The sequence below is a fragment of the Thalassotalea agariperforans genome (assembly GCF_053470345.1).
This window is the reverse complement of the sequence record NZ_JBQMWH010000026.1, coordinates 1-19870: the sequence shown is the minus strand read 5'-3', so window position 1 is coordinate 19870 and position 19870 is coordinate 1. Positions and strand designations below refer to the sequence as shown.

At 35.1% G+C, this 19870-nt stretch carries 18 protein-coding genes; 10 read left to right on the top strand and 8 right to left on the bottom strand.

The window, feature by feature from the left end:
* Positions 1-138 precede the first annotated feature (138 nt).
* From ACSLUO_RS17395 to ACSLUO_RS17375, 5 genes are read right to left on the bottom strand one after another with little or no spacing between them, the layout of a single operon-like run.
* Entirely contained in the window at positions 139-1230 is a 1092-nt protein-coding gene (locus ACSLUO_RS17395) for an XrtA/PEP-CTERM system-associated ATPase (RefSeq protein ID WP_448250513.1), read from the bottom strand.
* A 4-nt stretch (positions 1231-1234) separates the two neighbouring features.
* On the bottom strand, positions 1235-2830 hold the full coding sequence (locus ACSLUO_RS17390; protein WP_448250511.1) for a TIGR03016 family PEP-CTERM system-associated outer membrane protein: 1596 nt from the start codon (positions 2828-2830) through the stop codon (positions 1235-1237).
* Positions 2799-3674 carry an XrtA-associated tyrosine autokinase gene (locus tag ACSLUO_RS17385; RefSeq protein WP_448250509.1) on the bottom strand — a complete coding sequence of 292 codons (876 nt, stop codon included), beginning with the start codon at positions 3672-3674 and terminating at the stop codon, positions 2799-2801. Before ACSLUO_RS17385 ends, ACSLUO_RS17390 begins: the two co-directional genes overlap by 32 nt.
* Positions 3674-5278 (bottom strand): XrtA system polysaccharide chain length determinant, encoded by a 1605-nt coding sequence (locus tag ACSLUO_RS17380; protein WP_448250507.1) that lies wholly within the window; start codon positions 5276-5278, stop codon positions 3674-3676. Before ACSLUO_RS17380 ends, ACSLUO_RS17385 begins: the two co-directional genes overlap by 1 nt.
* A gap of 30 nt (positions 5279-5308) precedes the next feature.
* On the bottom strand, positions 5309-5947 hold the full coding sequence (locus ACSLUO_RS17375; RefSeq protein WP_448250505.1) for an XrtA/PEP-CTERM system exopolysaccharide export protein: 639 nt from the start codon (positions 5945-5947) through the stop codon (positions 5309-5311).
* Between the two features lie 234 nt (positions 5948-6181).
* Here ACSLUO_RS17375 and ACSLUO_RS17370 point away from each other — a divergent pair, with 234 nt between their 5' ends.
* The 4 genes from ACSLUO_RS17370 to ACSLUO_RS17355 are packed head-to-tail and all read left to right on the top strand — an operon-like array spanning position 6182 to position 10862.
* Positions 6182-7585, top strand: a complete 1404-nt coding sequence (locus ACSLUO_RS17370) for a TIGR03013 family XrtA/PEP-CTERM system glycosyltransferase (RefSeq protein ID WP_448250503.1) — start codon at positions 6182-6184, stop codon at positions 7583-7585.
* Positions 7586-7592: 7 nt separating this feature from the next.
* Positions 7593-8483 carry an XrtA system polysaccharide deacetylase gene (locus tag ACSLUO_RS17365; protein ID WP_448250501.1) on the top strand — a complete coding sequence of 297 codons (891 nt, stop codon included), beginning with the start codon at positions 7593-7595 and terminating at the stop codon, positions 8481-8483.
* Between the two features lie 4 nt (positions 8484-8487).
* Entirely contained in the window at positions 8488-9993 is a 1506-nt protein-coding gene (gene xrtA / locus ACSLUO_RS17360) for an exosortase A (RefSeq protein ID WP_448250514.1), read from the top strand.
* 5 nt (positions 9994-9998) lie between these two features.
* Entirely contained in the window at positions 9999-10862 is an 864-nt protein-coding gene (locus ACSLUO_RS17355) for an FkbM family methyltransferase (RefSeq protein WP_448250499.1), read from the top strand.
* Here ACSLUO_RS17355 and ACSLUO_RS17350 read toward each other — a convergent pair.
* Genes ACSLUO_RS17350 through ACSLUO_RS17340 form a run of 3 tightly spaced genes read right to left on the bottom strand, consistent with a single transcriptional unit; the run spans position 10859 to position 13782 of the window.
* A complete protein-coding gene (locus ACSLUO_RS17350; RefSeq protein WP_448250497.1) occupies positions 10859-11995 on the bottom strand; it encodes a right-handed parallel beta-helix repeat-containing protein in 1137 nt (378 codons plus the stop codon). The two genes, ACSLUO_RS17355 and ACSLUO_RS17350, sit on opposite strands and share 4 nt — an antisense overlap.
* The gene (locus ACSLUO_RS17345; RefSeq protein WP_448250495.1) at positions 11988-12572 is read right to left on the bottom strand and encodes an acyltransferase; all 585 of its coding nucleotides are present in this window, start codon (positions 12570-12572) and stop codon (positions 11988-11990) included. The genes ACSLUO_RS17350 and ACSLUO_RS17345 overlap by 8 nt, the downstream gene beginning before the upstream one ends.
* A gap of 19 nt (positions 12573-12591) precedes the next feature.
* The gene (locus ACSLUO_RS17340) at positions 12592-13782 is read right to left on the bottom strand and encodes a TIGR03087 family PEP-CTERM/XrtA system glycosyltransferase (protein ID WP_448250494.1); all 1191 of its coding nucleotides are present in this window, start codon (positions 13780-13782) and stop codon (positions 12592-12594) included.
* Positions 13783-14148: 366 nt separating this feature from the next.
* Between ACSLUO_RS17340 and ACSLUO_RS17335 the strand changes: the two genes are divergently transcribed.
* From ACSLUO_RS17335 to ACSLUO_RS17310, 6 genes are all read left to right on the top strand, one after another.
* Positions 14149-15126 (top strand): glycosyltransferase family 2 protein, encoded by a 978-nt coding sequence (locus ACSLUO_RS17335; protein ID WP_448250492.1) that lies wholly within the window; start codon positions 14149-14151, stop codon positions 15124-15126.
* 11 nt (positions 15127-15137) lie between these two features.
* On the top strand, positions 15138-16268 hold the full coding sequence (locus ACSLUO_RS17330) for a glycosyltransferase (protein WP_448250490.1): 1131 nt from the start codon (positions 15138-15140) through the stop codon (positions 16266-16268).
* Positions 16269-16273: 5 nt separating this feature from the next.
* Positions 16274-17101, top strand: coding sequence for a glycosyltransferase family 2 protein (locus tag ACSLUO_RS17325; protein ID WP_448250488.1), 828 nt, complete (start codon positions 16274-16276; stop codon positions 17099-17101).
* 4 nt (positions 17102-17105) lie between these two features.
* Positions 17106-18323 carry a glycosyltransferase gene (locus ACSLUO_RS17320; protein ID WP_448250486.1) on the top strand — a complete coding sequence of 406 codons (1218 nt, stop codon included), beginning with the start codon at positions 17106-17108 and terminating at the stop codon, positions 18321-18323.
* A 5-nt stretch (positions 18324-18328) separates the two neighbouring features.
* The gene (locus tag ACSLUO_RS17315) at positions 18329-19318 is read left to right on the top strand and encodes a sulfotransferase domain-containing protein (RefSeq protein WP_448250484.1); all 990 of its coding nucleotides are present in this window, start codon (positions 18329-18331) and stop codon (positions 19316-19318) included.
* A gap of 137 nt (positions 19319-19455) precedes the next feature.
* Positions 19456-19870 (top strand): transposase (locus ACSLUO_RS17310; protein ID WP_448250482.1); only part of this gene is annotated, 415 nt, incomplete at its 3' end.

Below are 19870 nucleotides of genomic sequence, written 5' to 3'. Positions count from 1 at the left end.
CGGTTTTAATCGATTTAGCGGCTTGCTTCGCAAACGCTTCAAGTTCTTTCTTATTCATAGTCTGCCTATCCTAAACCCTACATGGGTATTAATGATAGGCAGTTACACAGATTTTGTTACAGGGTCTTTTTTTAGAAACTAACTTACCTTGTCGTTGCTCTCGCTAATATCAGTATCATTGATACTAGCTTGTTCTTCAGCATATTGACGGTTTTTTTGTTTTAATAATTTATCGACATAACGCGCCATTTTTACTTTTTGTTTAATCGTGGTTTCTAAATACTCTTCGACCTCACGCAGCACTTCCTTCATGCTTTCAACTTTTTCTGCTGAATTTACCACAACTTGTGCAGGGGCTTGTTGTTGGGTATTGCTATTAGGTTCAATGCTCGGCATCTGATTAGTGCGTAACGAGCCAGTTAATTCAAAGTCCATCTCGTCAGCAACTTGTTTAATAGCCGTTAAATCAATAGATTCTAACTCTTCTAAAAAACCAAATAATAAAATACGATCAACAAAAATATTAATTTTTCGCGGAACACCTAAGGTTTTTTCGTGGATAAATGCAAACGCCTCATCAGTGAATAAGTTTTCCTTATTGCACTCTGCTTGATGCAAACGGTGGTTAATATATTCTTTAACCTCATCAACTGAAAGTGGTTGAAGATGCGCAGAAGCAATAATACGTTGGCGAAATTGCTCCATATTGGGCGCTTGAATAATGCCTTTTAGCTCTTCCTGTCCTAATAAAAAACTTTGAATTAACGGTTTGTTGTTGAGCTGGAAGTTAGATAGCATTCTTAGCTCTTCAACCGTTTCTGCCGGTAAGTTTTGTGCTTCATCAACAATTAATAGGGCGCGCTTACCTTGTTTATTTAGATTAATTAAGAACTTTTCAATTGCTTGTAATAAATCAGCTTTGTTATTGCTGACCGTTTCTATTTGAAATTCAGACGCCACTAATTCTAATAATTCTTGTGGTTCTAGTTTAGTCGTTACTAACTGAGCCGCAACAATGCTTTCATCACCAAGGTTATTTAATAAATTACGGGCAATTGTAGTTTTACCGGTACCAATAGGGCCGGTTATTACAATAAAGCCTTCGCCTTGATCTAAACCATATTGCAGATACGACAATGCGCGTTGATGATGGCTAGAAGCGAAAAAAAATCGAGGGTCTGGGCTTAATTGAAATGGACGCTCTTTAAAGCCATAGTAACTTTCGTACATCGAGTTAAAAGTCCTTTGTTAAACGTAAAGAAAGGCGGTTCTCTGAATAGGTATAACGTTCTTGATTTGAAGTTCGGTTAATCCGATCAAGATCAAGGGTAAAATCTAATGCTTGATTTAAGCTTCTCTTAAAGTTGATACCATAACGACGATATTTGTCTGTTTGCCCGTTACGATTAATTAATGATTGGTCATAGCTTCTTTCGTCATAACTTGCTTGTAAACCAAAGGTTGAACCAGGTGATAGTTTACGGCTTGCGTTTATTGAAGCTGATTTTGTGGTGTTACTACTGCCTGAATTCAAATTTTTACGATCAGCATGATTAAGGTTTAACGAAAAACTAGTACGTGGCAGCGTTAATACTGATGACCATTGTAAATTTTTATTTAGCCAATAATCATTATCTTCAACAAGTTCTAAAGAATTAATAGTTATCAATGAAATATCTTCAGGATTAAAAACATCACCGTTTTGAATAAAACAATCACTTAAATCAATAGCATCTGGATTTTGGCAGATAAATGTTGACGATACAACTTGGTAATTATCACGGGTAAAGCTTTGTACTTGCTCGTTATAACTAATGGTATTCGTTAAGCGGCGATTACGATGAGTTAAATTTAAACCATAGCTGTCACCATAAAAGCGTTGACTATGGCTCGCTTGTATTTTTGTACGCGAGCTTGGTTGCCAATTAATTAATAGATCAAGGTAAGCCTCTGTTTGGCTATTTGTATTATCGCCATTATTATCAATAGGTTCGTTGTAAGATAAATCGATAAATAAGCGAGGTTTTACTTGCCAACGAAAACCTAAGCCATAAGAGTTAGTTTCAAAGCTATTATTACTGGAAATATTGCCAGAATTATCTTCGTTATAATAACGAATAAAAGGAATAAACTTATAATCAGTAATTAATCCTAGTTTAGCATCAAATCGATGTTGCTTTGACTCACTATTATTATTCTCTCTTGTACGATAAATAGCTGTAGCATCCCAAAATAAATGATTAACCGCAACGCCATTGTTTGAGTTTAAATTAAATGTTGTGCCATCTTGTTCACCAATATTATCTTCAGACGAATAACCGCTATATATGAACGAAGAATTTGTTCTATGATTACGGTTATTGATTTGATATTCAAGTCCCACTTGATAATTTTGGGTTTGGGTTGTATCGCCATAAGTTATATCATTACTATTGTTTCTAGCTTCATTTCTTGATTGATTCCTGATACTAATATTTGACAATAATGTGATACCGTTGGGCCATAACATGATTTTACTATCCGCTGATAATGTATGATAGTCTTTATCTAAGCTATGATCATGGCTATACCAAGCATAAGTACTTGCAGAATTTAAATTAATAACACTATTTTTTCCTTTGTAGGAAGTGTCTAATAATAAACTAGTTTGGCTGATTAAGCTGGTAACTTTATCACTCGGTGTTAGTTCGATATTATCGGAATACTGCTCGTTAATATTAAACCCTGGTTCAAAGCGCCATTCTCCACCGTTACAAAACAAAGGAGTTAAACAAAGTAAGCACGTAAGAAAAGAAAAATTATTTTTCATATCCATAGCCGTAATAGCCATACAAGTCCTTATGAGTTCTTATTGCTTTATTGATTACCAAACCAACAGCTAAATTTTCATTCAATGCTTCAGTTGCTTTTTTAACATCTTCAATTGGTGTTTTTGACTCTTCAACAACTATAATCGCTTGTCCCATTAAACTCGACAAAACAAGTGTTTCAGTGACACCTATCAGGGGGGGAGTGTCAAAGATAACAATACGATCAGGATATCTGGCGGCTAATTCATTCGCCAAAGCTTCCATTTTATCACTGGCTAGTAATTCGTTTGATAAATGATGTGGTTCCCCAGCAGGGATTATTTTTAACTTGTCAATATTGGTATTATAAATAACATCGCTAATATTTTTTTCGTCATTTAATAAATATTCAATTAAACCGTTAGATTCGGGCAGTCCTAACTCTCTGGCTAAGCTAGGTCTTAAAACATCTGCGTCGATAAGAAGTACCGTTTTATCTTGCTCTAAAGCAATACTAAGCGCTAAATTAATTGATACAAAGGTTTTGCCTTCATGTGGTTTAGAGCTACTCACCATAATTAAATTAGGGTTATTTAGAGTTTTAGCGGCCTTGCCAAATGCATTATTGAGAATTTTACGTTTTATTTGTCGGCATTCATCTTTAATACTACTCCGCGTGCCATTATCAATTAAATAGCCTCGGTTTTTAAGTTCTTCTAAATCAAGTTGAAAATTGTTATTACTAGCCGTTTTCTGTATTTCTACGGATGGAGCCATTGTTTTTTCATCAGTATTAACTTCTTGCTTATTTAGGTAATTTTCATTTAGTTCAGAAGAAGTAGATGATGTTTTTTGTTTAGCAAGTGCTTTTTCAATGGTGCTCATTAATAAAAAATCCTTCTTAATGGGGCTTGTATGAAATCAGGCAATAATACATAAGCCATAAAGAATGTTAATAGCGCAAATAGGCAGACATTAGAAGCAATAAAAATAATTGTCTTTTTTCTATGCCATTTTTTCAAATTTAAATTTTCTGTTGCGGAAACCACACCTAAAATTGGAATGCCAGTTGCTCTTGAAACTTGGCTGGCGGAAGTAACAACAGGATTAATTTGACTAAACAAGAAAGATAAACCAATGCCTGCAGCAAAACCTAAAATAGTTACACCAATAAAGTATGGAATACGTTTAGGGCCTGTTGGCTTGGTTGGAACCTTAGGAGCATCAATAACCCTAAAGTCTATTTTATTGGTGCTTTCATTTGCGACTTGCGCCAAAGATGCTGTTTCTTTTCTGTTTAGTAGTTGGGTAAATTTATTTTTAATAACGCCATAATCACGGTTTAAGGCAGTATATTCAGCTTCAATTTCAGGGACTGTATGAATAACATTTTCTAAATCAGTTACTTTTGCTTGATAATTTTCAACTCGTACTCGCAATGATGCAGCAGCGTTTTCAAGCTGATTTACTTGAATTTGCATCTCCTGCAAAATAGGGTTATTGGAAATAGTTTGTTTACCATTTTCTTGATTATTATTTTCTTTAGCTAAAGAAGCGTAATAGGCCTCTAATTCAGTTTTTCTGGCTTCTTTTAAATAATCTTGTAAGCGCTTAGTTTCAATGACGTCAGGGTGTTTTTCAGTATACCTTAATAATAAATCATCAAGTTTCTTATCTAGGCTTTTAATTCTGTCATCGTAAACAGTGCTAACACGGTTATCATTTTCAATGTTTTCTGAAATGTTATTTGGTGTTTGCGAACTTTCCAATAATTGATTTTGAGCCGATGCAAGCTTTGTTTCTAGCTCTTTTAACTCTAATTTAGCTTGCGCTAAACGCGTCTTTTCGTTTTTTAATTGTGAGTAATAACTATTAGAACCAGGTAAAATATCACTATATTTTTGTTTGTACGCGGTTACTTTTGCTTCTGCTTCAGCAAGTCGTTTTTCGTATTCTCGAATTTGTTCATCTAAAAACTCTTGAGCAGAATCATTGTCTTGTCTATCATCGCCTAAGGTATTTTCAATAAATACAGTTAATGCGGCTTGTACAACTTTTTTGGTTAACTCAGGTTTTTGCGAAGTATAAGAAATGGTGAAAAAGTTGGCACCACGACCGCCTGACAATGAAATATTGATATTTCTTCTTAAATCATTAATTACTGCGTTAAATTGTCCAGGTGTATTTGCTGAAATATCTAAGTCGGTCATACGGGCAATGCGTTCCAAGTTTGGCTGCGTCTTGAGCGTTTTTGCCATTAATGAAATTTGACTTTCGGGATTAGTTTCAATAGTCAGCCCTCTTAATAACGGACGTAAAATTGATTGTGTATCGGCATAAACTCTCGCCTGAGACTTATATACATCAGGCATTTGAGATATTAATAACCAACCAACAGGGCAAATTAACCAAGTGGCGATCATAATATAACGACGTTTTAGCCAGATACCTTTTAGGTAATCTAATACTTGTTCTAGTACTTCTTGCATTATGTAACTTAACCTCTAAAACCGTATTTATTAAAACCAAGTTTCTGGAATAATGATAATATCACCAGGTAAAACATCAACATTCGCTGAAATGTCACCATTTTTGATTAAGTCATCAATATAAATTGGATATTGATTTTGTTTGCCGTTTTCAATTCTGACTAATAAAGCATTATTGCCGTTTGCGAACTCTGTTAGCCCCCCAACATCTATCATTACATCTAACAAGGTCATATTTTGTGTGTAATTAATTGATTTTGGCTTAGCAGCTTCACCAACAATTCTAATTTGCTCACTAAACGGTCCAATAAAGCCAGTTACAGTGACAGTAACGATAGGCTCTCGCAAGTAGGTGCTTAAAATCTTTTCAAATTCTCTGGCTACTTGCGTTGGTGTTTTACCTGATACTGGAATGTCTTCCACTAATGAAGTAGTGATCATACCATCAGGTCTAACTTTGAACGTTCCTGAAACTTCAGGGTTGCGCCAAACAAATATTTTTAAATTATCACCTGGTCCAATAAGATATTTATACGAGGTGATATCTTTAGTTTCAGAAGGGTGAATCGTTGCTTGTGGTAACTTGGATGTGTTACTACAACCATTGATAAATATGAACGTAAGAACGAGTGAAACGAACTTGATTTTGTTAAAAATACTTTTTTCCATGGTAGTTACCTATAACCTTAAAAGAGGCAAGAGTTTATTCTTTTTTGTAAAGTAAATGTAAGGTAACAGATTGTATTTTATTTTTACATATTAATGTTGATTTTAATTATATAAAAATATGGTTATTTAGTTGCGTGCTAAGGGTGCAAATTCTTTACTTTTATCTTCGAATCCAGTCTAATACAGTAATCTAAATCGCTTGCTGACAATAATAAAAAAGGAATTCTAGCCGTAATGTCTAACCCTAAATTTCGTGATGTCTCTGCGGGTAGTAAATCATTGGTGTTGATGGAGTTGCTTATACTGGCCGCGACATTAATTGCAACTGTGTTACTGAACCGATATTTTGTTTATGTTGAGCAATCTAAAGTTCCTGAAAATGTTTTAGCGATTTATGCTTTAGTATTTTCCCTCGTAGTACAACTCTCAGCTCTAGCACTTGGTTTATATAATTCGAAATTGCGTGAGAGTTTACGTGGTGTATTAAGGCGTTTGCTTGTTTCTGTCGCTATCGGTTTTTTCCTCGTAACTATTATCAATCCATTTTATGGTACCAATGCGTTAGCTATTGAGTTGTTAGCACTAACCTCTGTTTTTAGTTTTATTATGATAGCAATAGTGCGCACTATTGTTTTTCGTATCGATTTTTTTGGTTTTAATAAACGCCGGGTCTTAGTATTAGGTGCTGGAGAACGCTCTTCTATTATTGAAAAACGTATGCGCCGAGATGTTGACCGTCAGCATTTTAATTTACATGGTTTTGTTGTGATGGACGGTGATGCCGAAAATGGTATCAAAAATGAAAACCGTATTGAGCTTGAAGGCTCTTTGGTTAGCTATGCGTTAGAAAATGAAATTGATGAAATTGTCGTGGCGAGTGATGAGCGCCGTAACAATTTGCCAATAGATGATTTGTTTGCCTGTAAAATTCGAGGTGTAGAAGTCACTGAAATTCTAGACTTTATTGAACGTGAAACGGGTCAAATAGCGGTTAACTTAATTTATCCAAGTTGGGTTATTTATTCAAATGGCTTTGCTTCAAATAATTATTTACGTAATACCCTAGATTGGATATTTAATGCCACCATGGCGTTTATCTTGTTTATTATTACTTGTCCTATCATGTTGATCACAGTTATTTTAATTAAGCTTGATGAAGGCTTGAAAGCGCCAGTATTTTATTTTCAAGAGCGGGTCGGCTTAGACGGACAAGCGTTTAATATTATTAAATTTCGCTCAATGCGTATTGATGCAGAAAAAAATGGCGCGCAAATGGCGTCAAAAAATGACGACAGAACCACACGCATTGGTAAAGCCTTACGTAAATACCGAATTGATGAATTACCACAAATTTATAACGTGATGCGTGGTGATATGGGCTTTGTTGGCCCGCGCCCTGAGCGCCCTGAATTTGTTCAAGGGTTAATTAAAAGTATCCCTTATTACAACGAACGTCATAATGTTAAACCAGGCTTAACGGGGTGGGCACAACTTAAATACCCATATGGCGCATCTGAAGCCGACTCGCTTGAAAAGCTTAAATACGATTTGTACTACATTAAACATCGTAGTTTTTTATTAGATTTATTGATTTTGATCCGCACGGTTGAAATTGTTTTATTCGGCCAAGGTAGATAACAGTTAAATGTCAGAGTTAATTAAACAGTCATCAATGTTGAATGCGATGACGGTCGATGTAGAAGATTATTTTCATGTCTCCGCTTTTGAGAAAGTGATCACGCCAGCTGATTGGAAAAGTTGTCAACCAACAGTTGATTATAATACCCGAGCAATTTTGGATTTATTCGCAAAGCATAATACTAAGGGCACCTTTTTCATTTTAGGTTGGGTAGCAGAAGCGTTTCCTGAGTTAATTGCTGAAATTGCTAAGCAGGGCCATGAAATAGCAAGCCATGGTATGAACCATCGCCGTGCTAGCACACAATCGCGGGCAGAGTTAAAAGAAGATATTCAAACCAGTATTCATTTGCTAGAAGATATTAGTGGTAATAAGGTCTTAGGTTATCGTGCACCGAGCTTTTCTATTGGAAAAAATAATGAATGGGCGTTTGAATTATTAGCGGAATTAGGTATTGTTTATAGCTCAAGTACTTACCCGATTGAACATGACTTATATGGCACGCCAGAATGGCCTAGATTCATTTATCAAAGGTCTGAAGGGGTTATTGAAATTCCAATTCCAACAATTCGAGAAAAAGAAAGTAACACCGGTATTGGTGGTGGCGGTTATTTTAGACTTTACCCTTATTGGTTATCAAAAAGACGCATTAATAAATACCTAGCGCAAGAAAATGCGCCTTATAGTTTTTATTTTCATCCTTGGGAAATAGATCCAAATCAGCCGAAAGTAAGCAATGCGTCGTTCAAATCAAAATTTAGACACTATATTAATTTGTCTAAAATGGCAGGTAAAATAGAGCGCTTGTTAACAGACTACCATTGGTCTTCAATGCAAGATGTCTATTTAGATAACAACCAAATTAAAGCTAAATTATTAACACCACAAGGAAAGTAGCGTGATGCCAAATCAAAACAGGACGTTTTATGTTGTTAGCGGTTTGGCGTTGAGTTTATGGCTAGTAATATTTTATCAAGGTATTGCTACTGCTGTTGATGTTTGGTTTGTTTCTGAAATTTTCAATCATTGTTTTTTTGTATTACCTTTTTGCTTATTCCTTATTTATCAGAAGCGTAGCGTAATCTCAGTTGCTGATATTAAGCCAACACTGCTCCCTATCATTCCATTAACAGGAGCCGTGTTCTTACAGCTTTTTGCCTTAGTAGGTGATATTAAAATATTGATGCATATTGCTACCTTTACCTCATTACCTCTATTGATTTGGTTATTGGTGGGTCATAAAGTAGCAAAAATATTAGCTTTCCCGTTATTTTTTATACTTTTTTGTATTCCTATCGGTGATCAGCTCATTCCTTATCTACAGGAGTTAACCACTGACATTTCGGTACCGTTACTAGAATTCACCAATGTACCTATTTATCGAAATGGTTTGTATTTGGATATTCCTGAAGGGCGATTTTTAGTCGCTGAAGCCTGCTCCGGAATTAGTTTTTTAATTAGTTCTATCGTATTTGGCTTTGCATATGCTTATGTCTCGTTTACTAGTATTAAAAAGCGCGCCATATTTGTCGTTGTGTCTGTGCTGGTACCTATTTTAGCTAATGCTTTAAGGGTGTACGGTATTGTGTTAACAGGGCATTTAAGTGATATGCAATATGCCGTTGGTGCTGATCACCTAATTTATGGCGGTGTGTTTTATACTATTGTTTTATTTATTCTTATTCTATTGGGTGAGCGCTTTCGAGACAAAAAACCCCCAGTTGTAACTGAACCAGAAACTACTAGCCAAGAAAATGAAACAGAGAAGTCATTAATTTTATCAAACTTTAATGTAAAACCGGTTGTGTGTTTTATCTTGGTAGCACTAGGGCAGCAAATCTGGCTCTATAATATTAGTCAATTTAGTACACCAGAATTTACAAGCCCTAAAGGAATAGTTAGTCATAACTTACCTTATCAGGTACATGTAAACAAAGCATGGTCGCCTGAACTTAAAGGTGCTGATAAAGAAATTTTGGGTATGATAAATTTACCTAATAGTAGTAAAAAAAATATTGAGACTTATATTGCTTATTACAACGGTGTTGGCGGTGAGCTTATTTCATCAGAACATCGTTTATACGGCGATAAACAGTGGTCGTTAATCGGGCATCAAAATAAAATAATTGCACAGCAGCCATTTACCCTTACTGAGCTAGCGTCACAATTTGGTGAACGACGTTATCTATTGCATTGGTATGAAATTAACGGTAAACACTTTAATAGTGCTAGCAAAACGAAATTGTACCAAGCTTATTTAATGCTATTAGGGAAAAATGCTAGTGGTGTAAAAATAATTTTAACTGTTAGTAAAGAGTATATGTTGGTGGATGAGCTTATTAGCACGACTGAGAAAAATTTACCTGAAATACGCTCAACATTGTATCAAGCGTTAGCCGACAAATAATATTTATGAAACAATTCCCTCAATGGCTAAATCAATTTTTTGTTTATTTACAGCTAAATGAAGCAAAAGGCAAATATCGCTTTTATTTATTAACGGCTAAGTTATTTAAACGCTTTGTAATTAAGCACAAGGTTGGTCAACAGGCATTTTATGTGCCTTATGATCAATGGTGTTTTTGGAAAAACTTTGGCCCTAATAATTACTATTTAGAAGAAATGTTACCCTTTACTGACTTTATTAATCAAAACATGGCCGCATTTGATTTTATAGATTTAGGAGCTGATATTGGTACAGTTTCAGCGCTTGTAAAGAAACACTGTACACAGCTACAGCAGGTTATTGCCTTAGAGCCTAACCCTTCTTCATTTAATATTTTAAAGCATAATCATCAGCTACCAGCGCAGGTATTTAACTATGCGGTTTCTGATTTTGATGGTACTTGTCAGTTTAATTTTGAAAGCGAACAAGCCAGTGATCACGAAGGCCATATTGACCCATTGAAACAAGGTTCAACTCAAGTTTATAGTTTAGATTCGTTAATAGACAAAAATCAGATTAATTTATCAAAAAACATTGTCATTAAAATTGATGTTGAAGGGCAAGAAAAAGCGGTGTTCAGAGGTGCTCAAAATACCATTACACAAGCCGATACAGTGATTGTATTATTAGAGCTTCATCCTGATACGTTAGCGCGTGATGGCCTAACTGCGGAAGCAATATTTGACGAAGCGGAAGCAGTTGCTGATTTTAAATGGTTAGTGCCGTTGCTTAACAATAAAATGGTAAATAGAAAAATACCCTTTTTTGAACAATTTCCCACCCAACAATACGATGTTATTGGTATGGCGATAAAGACAGAACCCAGTTAATGTTTTAAAAATAGCTTTAATTTGTCTTTTAATGCTAATTCAGATTGCTTTTTATTGGTTATATTTTCTAGCAAAATAGCTTCAGCACCATTTCTTTTTTGAATTTTTTTATTGGTTATGTTTTTTGCAATTAAAACATTAACCGTTGAAGTAAAACGATATTCAATTGCAGAGCGATAACTATGCTCTAATAATATTATATTACCTACCACATTAGTATCAGGACTTTGTTCTAAAATAATGCCTGTATCAGCAAAAGGGGGGTTATTATCTGCATGATAGATAATGTTATTTCGAATTTCGCCACCGAGATGTCCGTAACGATGATTAATTTTTTTTTCGGTATACATACCAAAACCAATACCACGATCTGAATTAATAATAATGTTATTTGAAACTTCGTTATAGGCTGAATTATTCCATATATGAATAGCGTGCTCAGCAATATACCTGCTAGGGCTAGCGATGTTTTCGAAGATATTATTATTGATCACCCAATCTTTTATGCCATGAGCATCAATGCCGCCAATGTAATAATTTGGGCCTATGCCTGCGGTATATCTAAACAAGCAATTTTCAACTATTCCACTAGATGAATATGCATTCGGTTTTTTATTATCGTAGGTAACTTTTAATAATTGCTCATAGCCATTTTGTAGAACAGAATTTCGAATAGTGGGGTTGTTTGCTTCACTTTCACCTACAATTTGAATTAAATGATTGCCAACTTCTTCTAGCGTTACACCATCTAATTGAAAATTAGCACCTGATACTCTAATGAGGTTATCAACCGTTTTTGTTGCTCGCATTCCTTGGCCTGATATCACGGTATTAAAAGGGTTTTGGCTTAAACTTACTATATGAATATTGTTAGCTTTAATAAATATTGTTTGCTTAAGGTTATATTGCCCTTCATGTAAATAAATTAAGGTATCACCTTGGGTGTTCGCTTTATTGACAGCGTTTAGTAATTCAGTTGTATTGCTAACGGTAATAGTATGCTTTGTAGAAGTAGCTTTTGTAGAGGGTTGTAAGCGAGATAAAAAAAGTTTTTCGCTGTCAATTTCAAGTGCCATCAAAGGCAAAGAAACAGTGGCTAACAGTAAGTTTATAAAGGTAAAAAATTTAAGCATTACGCATCTTTATCACTTTGGCCGGATTACCAGCAACAATCGCATAATCTGGTATATCATTAATCACCACAGAACCTGCGGCAACTACACAATGGTTGCCGATATTTGCCATGATTAAAGCCCCATTCCCTAACCAACAATCATCACCTATAGTAATTTGCTCAAATGAACCACCTTGATCTTTAATTGGAGTGCTTAAATCATCAAAATTATGCTGACCTTTACCACTCATAATATGTACCCCACTGCCTAATAGAGTGTCTTTGCCAATTTGGCATTTACCAATATTACACTGCGGGCCAATATAGGTATTTTTTAAAATAGCAGTACTTCGTTGTGAAAACAAAGTTCCAAAGCCAATGACCACATTAGGGTGGCAATACTTCATCGTAAAACGATAAAAACCGGTTCTCAGTAACGAGCCTGTTTTCCCAGGAAGTAAACTTAAAAACTGCGAGAAAGCGGCAAATAGGCTGTCACTTTTTAATATTAAATTTAGCACTAAGTAGATTAGCGTTAGTGGTAGCACGATTAAGGCAAACAGTAAAAAAATAACTTCTTTGATCAGCGTTTTCATTTTATCTCAGACTTAATGTTTATTTTTCAAGCAAGGCTTTTAATGGAGCAAGTTTACCTTGCCAAGAATAATGATCATAGATCAAGGTTAATGCATTATCTTTTATGGTTTGCTTTAAGCTTGGCTGTTTTTCTAATAGCTGCAGTTGCTGTAAAAATTCTTTAGGTGTGTTAGCGAGTAAAATATGTTCGCCATTGACACAATCAATACCTTCCGCTCCCATAGGGGTTGAAATTACCGGCAAACCACAAGCAAAGGCTTGCAATACCTTATTTTGCACACCGCGGGCTAACCTGAATGGTGCAATAAAATAATCAGCTTGATGATAATAAGGTAATATTTCATCAACAAAACCAGTAATCGTAATGCCTGGGTATTTTTTCAAATTCAATACCGCAGCATTTGGATTCATACCGGCAATAATAAATTCTGCTTTTGGGTAAGTGCTAATAATAGTTTGCCAACACTGTTCAACAAACCAAATTACCGCATCAACATTAGGTTTGTAGTCCATCACGCCAGTAAAAATAAACTTAGGTGCTTCATTATTTGTCGGAGCTTCTGCGGGGTAAAACTCTTCTGTATTCATGCCATTACCTAAGGTATGAACATTAGTAATATTGCCAGCAGCTTTTTTGAATAAGTTAACTTCTGCATCAGCAATAAAAACACAAGCATCAAAATTTTGCTGAATTTTTAGCTCGTACTGCGAGATTAATTTAGCTTCGCGCTGATAAATAAGCTTCATTGGCCAAGCAGTTTTATCTGCATATTGCTGCCATTTATCCGAATCTAAATCCATATAGTCCATCAGCAATTTGGGCTTTTTAGATAGTGTATTTAATACTTTGCTGTTAAATACATATTTAGCAACCGCAGAGCTAGTACAAATAATGGCATCAAATACTTGTTCAGTTAAGGCTTTATCAATCAACTTTTGTAATTGAGTACAGTAAAAGTTAGCGACACTTAATGATTCATTTTTCATTAGCCCCGCTAGTAACCTATAAGGTTTGCTAGGCAGAGGAGCATATTCACAAGAAAAATTCGGTAACTTAGCTAATTGCTCAACGTAAGCAGCTTCGCTTTCATCTTCAATTGGGGAAATCACATGAATGTGATGACCAAGATCAGCTAAAAACTTAGCTTGATTAAATGAACGAATTTTTTCCCCTTTATTAGCCGGATAGGGAATGCGTTGAGCGATCATTAATATATTCAAAGGTTATCTCTATTGATGTGAGTTGTTATATAGATAAAGAAACTGTATATAAGTTACTATAAAACCGATATTTTCTAAAATACGCATGAAATCATACCGTATTCATAGCTGATGTAAAATCACAAAGTATGTTTATATAAGCGTTTAATGAGTAGTTAAAAAAAAATAAATATGCAATGTGTGTTGAAATGAATATTTATTGCTGTTTATATGTGGCTTAACATTATATTTATTATTAATGACAGACAAATTAATAAGTACAGTATTCAAAATAAAAACATGTATCTGTCATGTAAAAAAGATATTATATGAGAATATAGATCATATAAAACGAGCGGTTAATAAGGACTATTAATGAAATTAATTGTACAAATCCCCTGCTACAATGAAGAAGAAACCTTACCAGCTACTTATCATGATATTCCTAAAAAAATTGAAGGAATAGATAGTGTAGAAATAATGATCATTGATGATGGCTCAACAGATAGAACAATAGAAGTAGCTAAAGAACTAGGTGTTGATCACATTATTATTAATAAAAATAATCGTGGTTTAGCTAGAACGTTTAGAACGGGTATAAATGCCTGTTTGCATCTTGGTGCTGACATTGTGGTAAATACCGATGGCGACAATCAATATGCGGGCTGGGACATTCCAAAGTTAATTCAACCTATTTTAGATGGTAAAGCAGATGTTGTAGTTGGTGATCGTAATACCAGTAAAGTAGCGCATTTTTCACCACTTAAAAAACTTCTACAAAAAGTAGGTAGTTATGTTGTTAAAGCACTTTCAGGCGTAAAAGTACCTGACGCAGTGAGTGGTTTTAGAGCATACAGCCGTGATGCAGCCTTACAGTTAAATATAGTATCGCCTTTTAGTTATACCATTGAAGTGCTTATTCAAGCCGGTAAAAAGCACATGTCAGTGGCTTCTGTACCGGTTGAAACTAATGAAAAAACACGTGAGTCACGTTTATTTAGCAGTATACCTAAGTTTATTGAGCGACAACTAACTACGATTATACGTATGTATGCTATGTATCAACCGTTAAGAGTGTTTTTCTTTATAGGTGCTACGCTTTCAATATTGGGTATTATTCCTATTATCCGCTTTTTGTATTTTTACTTTACCGGCGATGGTAGTGGTCACATTCAATCGTTAATACTGGGTGGCACCTTTACTATATTAGGTTTTGTGTCTTTTTTAATTGCGCTACTTGCCGACTTAATGAACTTTAATCGACATTTAATTGAGCAAACGCTTGAAAAAGTTAGGCGAATTGAATTAGAGCTCAGTGAAGAAAAAAAGCATAACAAAAACAATAATAGCTAAAAGGATAAGTTGTGGTCTCTAAAAAACCATTACAAGTGGCTATGTTAGCGCCAATAGAGCCATATCGTAGTGGCGTTGCTAAACATTCAACACAAGTTGCGATTAATTTACATCATCGTGACGATATAGACTTAACTGTTTACTCTTTTAAACGTTTGTATCCAGCGATGTTATTTCCTGGAACCGATGACAAGGACAGTACTAGCCAAGCGCCTAAAGATATAGATTGTTGCTTTTTAATTGACACAGTTAATCCTTTATCTTGGTTAAAGGTAATTAAGCAACTAAAAGCCAATAATACTGACGTTGTAGTTATTCCAGCGTGGACCTTTTTTGTGGCGCCTTGTTTAGGGTACATTGCCAGGCGTTGTAAAAATGCTAGCATTGAAGTGATCACAATAGTGCATAACGCATTTGATCACGAAGCTGGCGGTTTAAAAAACGCATTAATGCGTTATCAATTAAAAAGTAGTGATAATTTTTTATCGCATAACCAAGCACTTGCTTCGCAAATTAAGGAAGAACTACCGCAAGCAAATATAGCCGTGAGCCCACACCCTATTTTTGATCAATATCCCAAACCTACTCAGTTATTTGAAAAACGAGCACCTTTAGAGTTGCTTTTTTTTGGCATTATTCGTGATTACAAAGGGCTTGATATATTAATAGATGCAGTAGCGAAACTTAATAAAGACAGTTTTAAACTTACTATTGTTGGAGAATGCTGGGGAAGTTGGGACAAATACCAAGAACAAATTAATGCATTGGGTTTAGTCGATAATATTGAAACAGTTATTCAGTATGCATCAGATGAGGATGCTGCTAATTACTTTACACGAGCTGATGTTGTAATACTGCCTTATCGTAGTATGACAGGAACAGGTGTTATACCGTTAGCTTACCATTATAAAACACCAGTAATATGCTCAAATTTACCAGCTTTTCATGAAGTTATAAGTCATAACGAAACTGGTATTATTGCTGCAGGGCAAAGTAGCGATGATATAGCTGAGGCTATAACGGCATTTGTAAAATTAAGAAATACGGTTAATTTTTCTGAAAATACACAAGCATTAACCGCGCTTTTTACTTGGCAAAAATTTTGCGACGAACTCATGAGTTTGTCGGACAAAAGTGAATAATTTTTATGACTTTACCAATTACCATTACGTTAACTCGATACGCTGAGCCTAACTGGCTACTCGCGGAAACATTAGAGTCGTTAGCGTTACAAAAAAACATTACCGCTCGTGTATTAATGTTAGATCAACAAAACAACGCAGAAACAGCATTGCTTTGTAAGCAATTAACAAATGAAAATATAACGTTTGACTACCATACGATCCCTGCTAAAAGTTTATCGTATGCACGCAATGAAGCTATAAAACTTTGTGAAACGGACATTCTACTTTACATAGACACGGATGCTATTGCCGCTCCTGATTGGGCTGAAAAGTTAAGTGAAGCGTTGTCGCAAGAAAATGTAGGAATAGCGGGGGGGAAAATCATCCCCAAATGGCATAAAACCCCTTCATTTATTCAGAAATCACAAGTTGTGCTTGATCAATATTCCATGCTTGATTTGGGAGAAAAAACCATAGAAGTTTCACGTGTTGTAGGTGCTAATTTTGGCTTAAACAAAGCGCGTTTAGGAAAGCTCGCTAATTTTGATGAAAACTTAGGTCGTCGAGAAGGTAAGTTGTACAGTGGTGAAGAAAGCAAACTATGCCATGATGCTACGGCTAATGGCTTTAAAATATTATACCAAGGCAGTGCGTTGGTTCAGCACCAAGTATTACCTGAGCGCATTAAATTCAGCTGGATAGCCACACGTATGTATTATCAAGGTATGGCAAGTGCTAAACGTGGTGGCGCTCCTAACCCGAGTAACAAAGGTAAGTATACCGTATGGGATTATTTAGCTTTAGTGGCTTTAGCGCCATTTTATATTTACGGTTATTTAAAGGCTAGATAAGATTATGAAAAATAATATTACATTTCTTATCGATCAAATAGAAACAGGTGGAGCTGAAAAAATGATCATACGACTCGCTAACTATTTTAGTGAGTCCTACAATTGCCATCTTTTCCCAGCTATAGATTCTCAAAGCTTGAGTAATTATGACCTTAGTGATATTGACCTACATGTATATAAAGGGTTTGATGAAAAAATAAAAATATCAAAGTTCTATAATTTTTTTTGTTGGTTATTTTTTCTAGCATCGCATTTTCGTAAAATTAGGCCAGACGTATCTATTTCATTTTTAGAGAGAAGTAACGTAGCGAACATAATTATTTGTAAGCTATTAAATATTAAAAGTGTTGTTAGCGTTAGGAATAATTTAGACGCACAATATAGCCATAAGTCACCCTTTATAAAAAAATGTATTTATGTTGTTTTAGGTTTTTTTTATAGAAGAGCCGATGTTATCGTTGTTGTGGCAGAGCAATTACAGGAACAGCTTATTCATAATTTAAAGCTGGATAAAGATAAAATCAAAACGATATATAATCCACAGCCTTTATCAAAATTTAGTCAACTCGCAAAGCAGTCGATACAGAACAAACAAATTATTAATTTTATCACCAATAAAAAAAGTGTGATCACTGTCGGTAGGTTAAACGAACAAAAAGGTCTGCATCACCTTATTAGAGCGTTCAAATTTGTTCTCAAATCAGAACCGGAAGCTGTTTTACTTATATTAGGTGAAGGCCCTTTGAAATCTAGCTTAGATAATCTAATAAACGAGTTTCAGCTAGATAACCACTGCAAAATTTTTAACTATGAAAAAAACCCCTTCGCAATAGTTGATAAGTGTGACGTTTTTGCTTTTCCGTCTCTGTGGGAGGGCATTGCAAATGCTTTATTGGAAGCCGTAGCGATAGGGGCAAAAGTAGTAACTACGGACTGTATGAGTGGGCCAAGGGAAATTCTAGGGTATAACCTTAACTCTCCTCAGTTGCTAAAAGCCCATCGACTAGCAGGGGGGTCTATTATTCCTCGATTAGATGGGGAAAATAGAAATTACCAGGAACCACTTTCTGCTACAGAGCAATGTTTAACAGAAGAAATTATATATCAACTCAATTATGCAAAGCCTCATGAAAAATTACCGAGTATTGCAAACTTTGATGAACACATAGTCATGCAAAAATGGAATAGTACAATAGAATTAATGACCGAAGCTAAACATTAAATAATATGATGAATATAAAAGAACTTCTATATAAACGTATTCCGCCTCAGTATAAATTTTTTATATTGAGATGTTGGTTTTTAATCAACAATCCTAAATTTATTTTCTGTAAATATAAGGATTTTTTAAACGAAGCTAAACCTATCTTAGTGGTAAGTTTGCCAAGAAGCGGTTCTAGCTGGGTAGGAAAAGTCTTAGGAAGTGGGGAAAGAGCGTTATACCTTAGAGAGCCAATAACGCGTACTTATTTGTTAAAGAACCCTGAAGGTCAGTCGGTCTTTACAATTGATTCAATAGCGTCAATTAAAACTAAACAAAACTATCTCGATTTAATAGAAACAACCTTTACTAAGCACCCAAATTTTACTTCATCGGTGATTGCTAAACCCAAACAATGGTTTTCAAATACCCTAAATAAAAAGAGAGTGATCAAAGAAGTTAACCCACTAATTTTGGAGTATATCTTAGATAAGTACAAACCCAAGGTGATTTATTTGTATAGGCACCCAGCAGCGATTGCTAATAGTCATTATGCAAGTGGTTGGGCTAGAGATGCTTTTGAGGGAAAGTTTTCACCTGATCAAAGAAGGCAATTCGATGAAAACTATAATACAGCATCTGTTTCCGGATTTTGGGAGAGCTTTGGCAAGTTTCAAGGTATCCAGCAAAAATTAGTCTGTCAAACATTGAAAGATTATGATGATAAACTCCTTGTCAGTTATGAGAAGTTATGTGAGAACCCAAAAGAAGAGTTTGAAAAAATATTTAAATTTTCCGAACTACCTTTAACTAGCGCAATTGAGCAAGATATCAGTGCTTCCACGCGAGCAAATAATAAAACATATAGGGCAGGCACATACGACACACAGAGAAACTCTAAAGCGATGATTAAAAAGTGGATAACACAAGTGGATACAGCAGATTTGGAAAAATTAAAGGCAGCTTATTTATCCACTAATCCTGAATTTTATAAAAACGAGTTAGACTGGAAATAAAGTAAAAAGTATTGGCTGAAAAAACTTTACAATAAGCTAGTGTTTTTATTTATAGTCGTTAGATTTGAAGACCCTGTAACAAAATCTGTGTAACTGCCTATCATTAATACCCATGTAGGGTTTAGGATAGGCAGACTATGAATAAGAAAGCACTTGAAGCGTTTGCGAAGCAAGCCGCTAAATCGATTAAAACCGAAGCAGACTTAACTGACTTTCGTAAAATGCTAACTAAGGTAACGGTTGAAGCAGCACTTAACGCTGAATTAGACGAACACCTTGGTTATGCCCGCCATGAACAATCTGAGCATCAGAATTACCGTAATGGTTATTCACCTAAAACCATTCGTACAGAAGATGGCGAGGTTGATTTAGACGCACCTCGTGACAGAGACTCCAGTTTTGAGCCTCAGCTCGTTAAGAAAAATCAAACCCGTTTTACTTCGATGGATGACAAGATTTTATACCTGTATTCCAAAGGTATGACAACGCGAGATATCGTCGCAACGTTCAAAGAAATGTATGATGCTGATGTCTCACCAACACTTATTTCTA

Bases quoted from the DNA above. Each gene is read 5' to 3' on its own strand.
- ACSLUO_RS17395 (WP_448250513.1), bottom strand. From the start codon at position 1,230: ATGTACGAAAGTTACTATGGCTTTAAAGAGCGTCCATTTCAATTAAGC.
- ACSLUO_RS17390 (WP_448250511.1), bottom strand. From the start codon at position 2,830: ATGGCTATTACGGCTATGGATATGAAAAATAATTTTTCTTTTCTTACG.
- ACSLUO_RS17385 (WP_448250509.1), bottom strand. From the start codon at position 3,674: ATGAGCACCATTGAAAAAGCACTTGCTAAACAAAAAACATCATCTACT.
- ACSLUO_RS17380 (WP_448250507.1), bottom strand. From the start codon at position 5,278: ATGCAAGAAGTACTAGAACAAGTATTAGATTACCTAAAAGGTATCTGG.
- ACSLUO_RS17375 (WP_448250505.1), bottom strand. From the start codon at position 5,947: ATGGAAAAAAGTATTTTTAACAAAATCAAGTTCGTTTCACTCGTTCTT.
- ACSLUO_RS17370 (WP_448250503.1), top strand. From the start codon at position 6,182: ATGTCTAACCCTAAATTTCGTGATGTCTCTGCGGGTAGTAAATCATTG.
- ACSLUO_RS17365 (WP_448250501.1), top strand. From the start codon at position 7,593: ATGTCAGAGTTAATTAAACAGTCATCAATGTTGAATGCGATGACGGTC.
- xrtA (WP_448250514.1), top strand. From the start codon at position 8,488: ATGCCAAATCAAAACAGGACGTTTTATGTTGTTAGCGGTTTGGCGTTG.
- ACSLUO_RS17355 (WP_448250499.1), top strand. From the start codon at position 9,999: ATGAAACAATTCCCTCAATGGCTAAATCAATTTTTTGTTTATTTACAG.
- ACSLUO_RS17350 (WP_448250497.1), bottom strand. From the start codon at position 11,995: ATGCTTAAATTTTTTACCTTTATAAACTTACTGTTAGCCACTGTTTCT.
- ACSLUO_RS17345 (WP_448250495.1), bottom strand. From the start codon at position 12,572: ATGAAAACGCTGATCAAAGAAGTTATTTTTTTACTGTTTGCCTTAATC.
- ACSLUO_RS17340 (WP_448250494.1), bottom strand. From the start codon at position 13,782: ATGATCGCTCAACGCATTCCCTATCCGGCTAATAAAGGGGAAAAAATT.
- ACSLUO_RS17335 (WP_448250492.1), top strand. From the start codon at position 14,149: ATGAAATTAATTGTACAAATCCCCTGCTACAATGAAGAAGAAACCTTA.
- ACSLUO_RS17325 (WP_448250488.1), top strand. From the start codon at position 16,274: ATGACTTTACCAATTACCATTACGTTAACTCGATACGCTGAGCCTAAC.
- ACSLUO_RS17320 (WP_448250486.1), top strand. From the start codon at position 17,106: ATGAAAAATAATATTACATTTCTTATCGATCAAATAGAAACAGGTGGA.
- ACSLUO_RS17315 (WP_448250484.1), top strand. From the start codon at position 18,329: ATGATGAATATAAAAGAACTTCTATATAAACGTATTCCGCCTCAGTAT.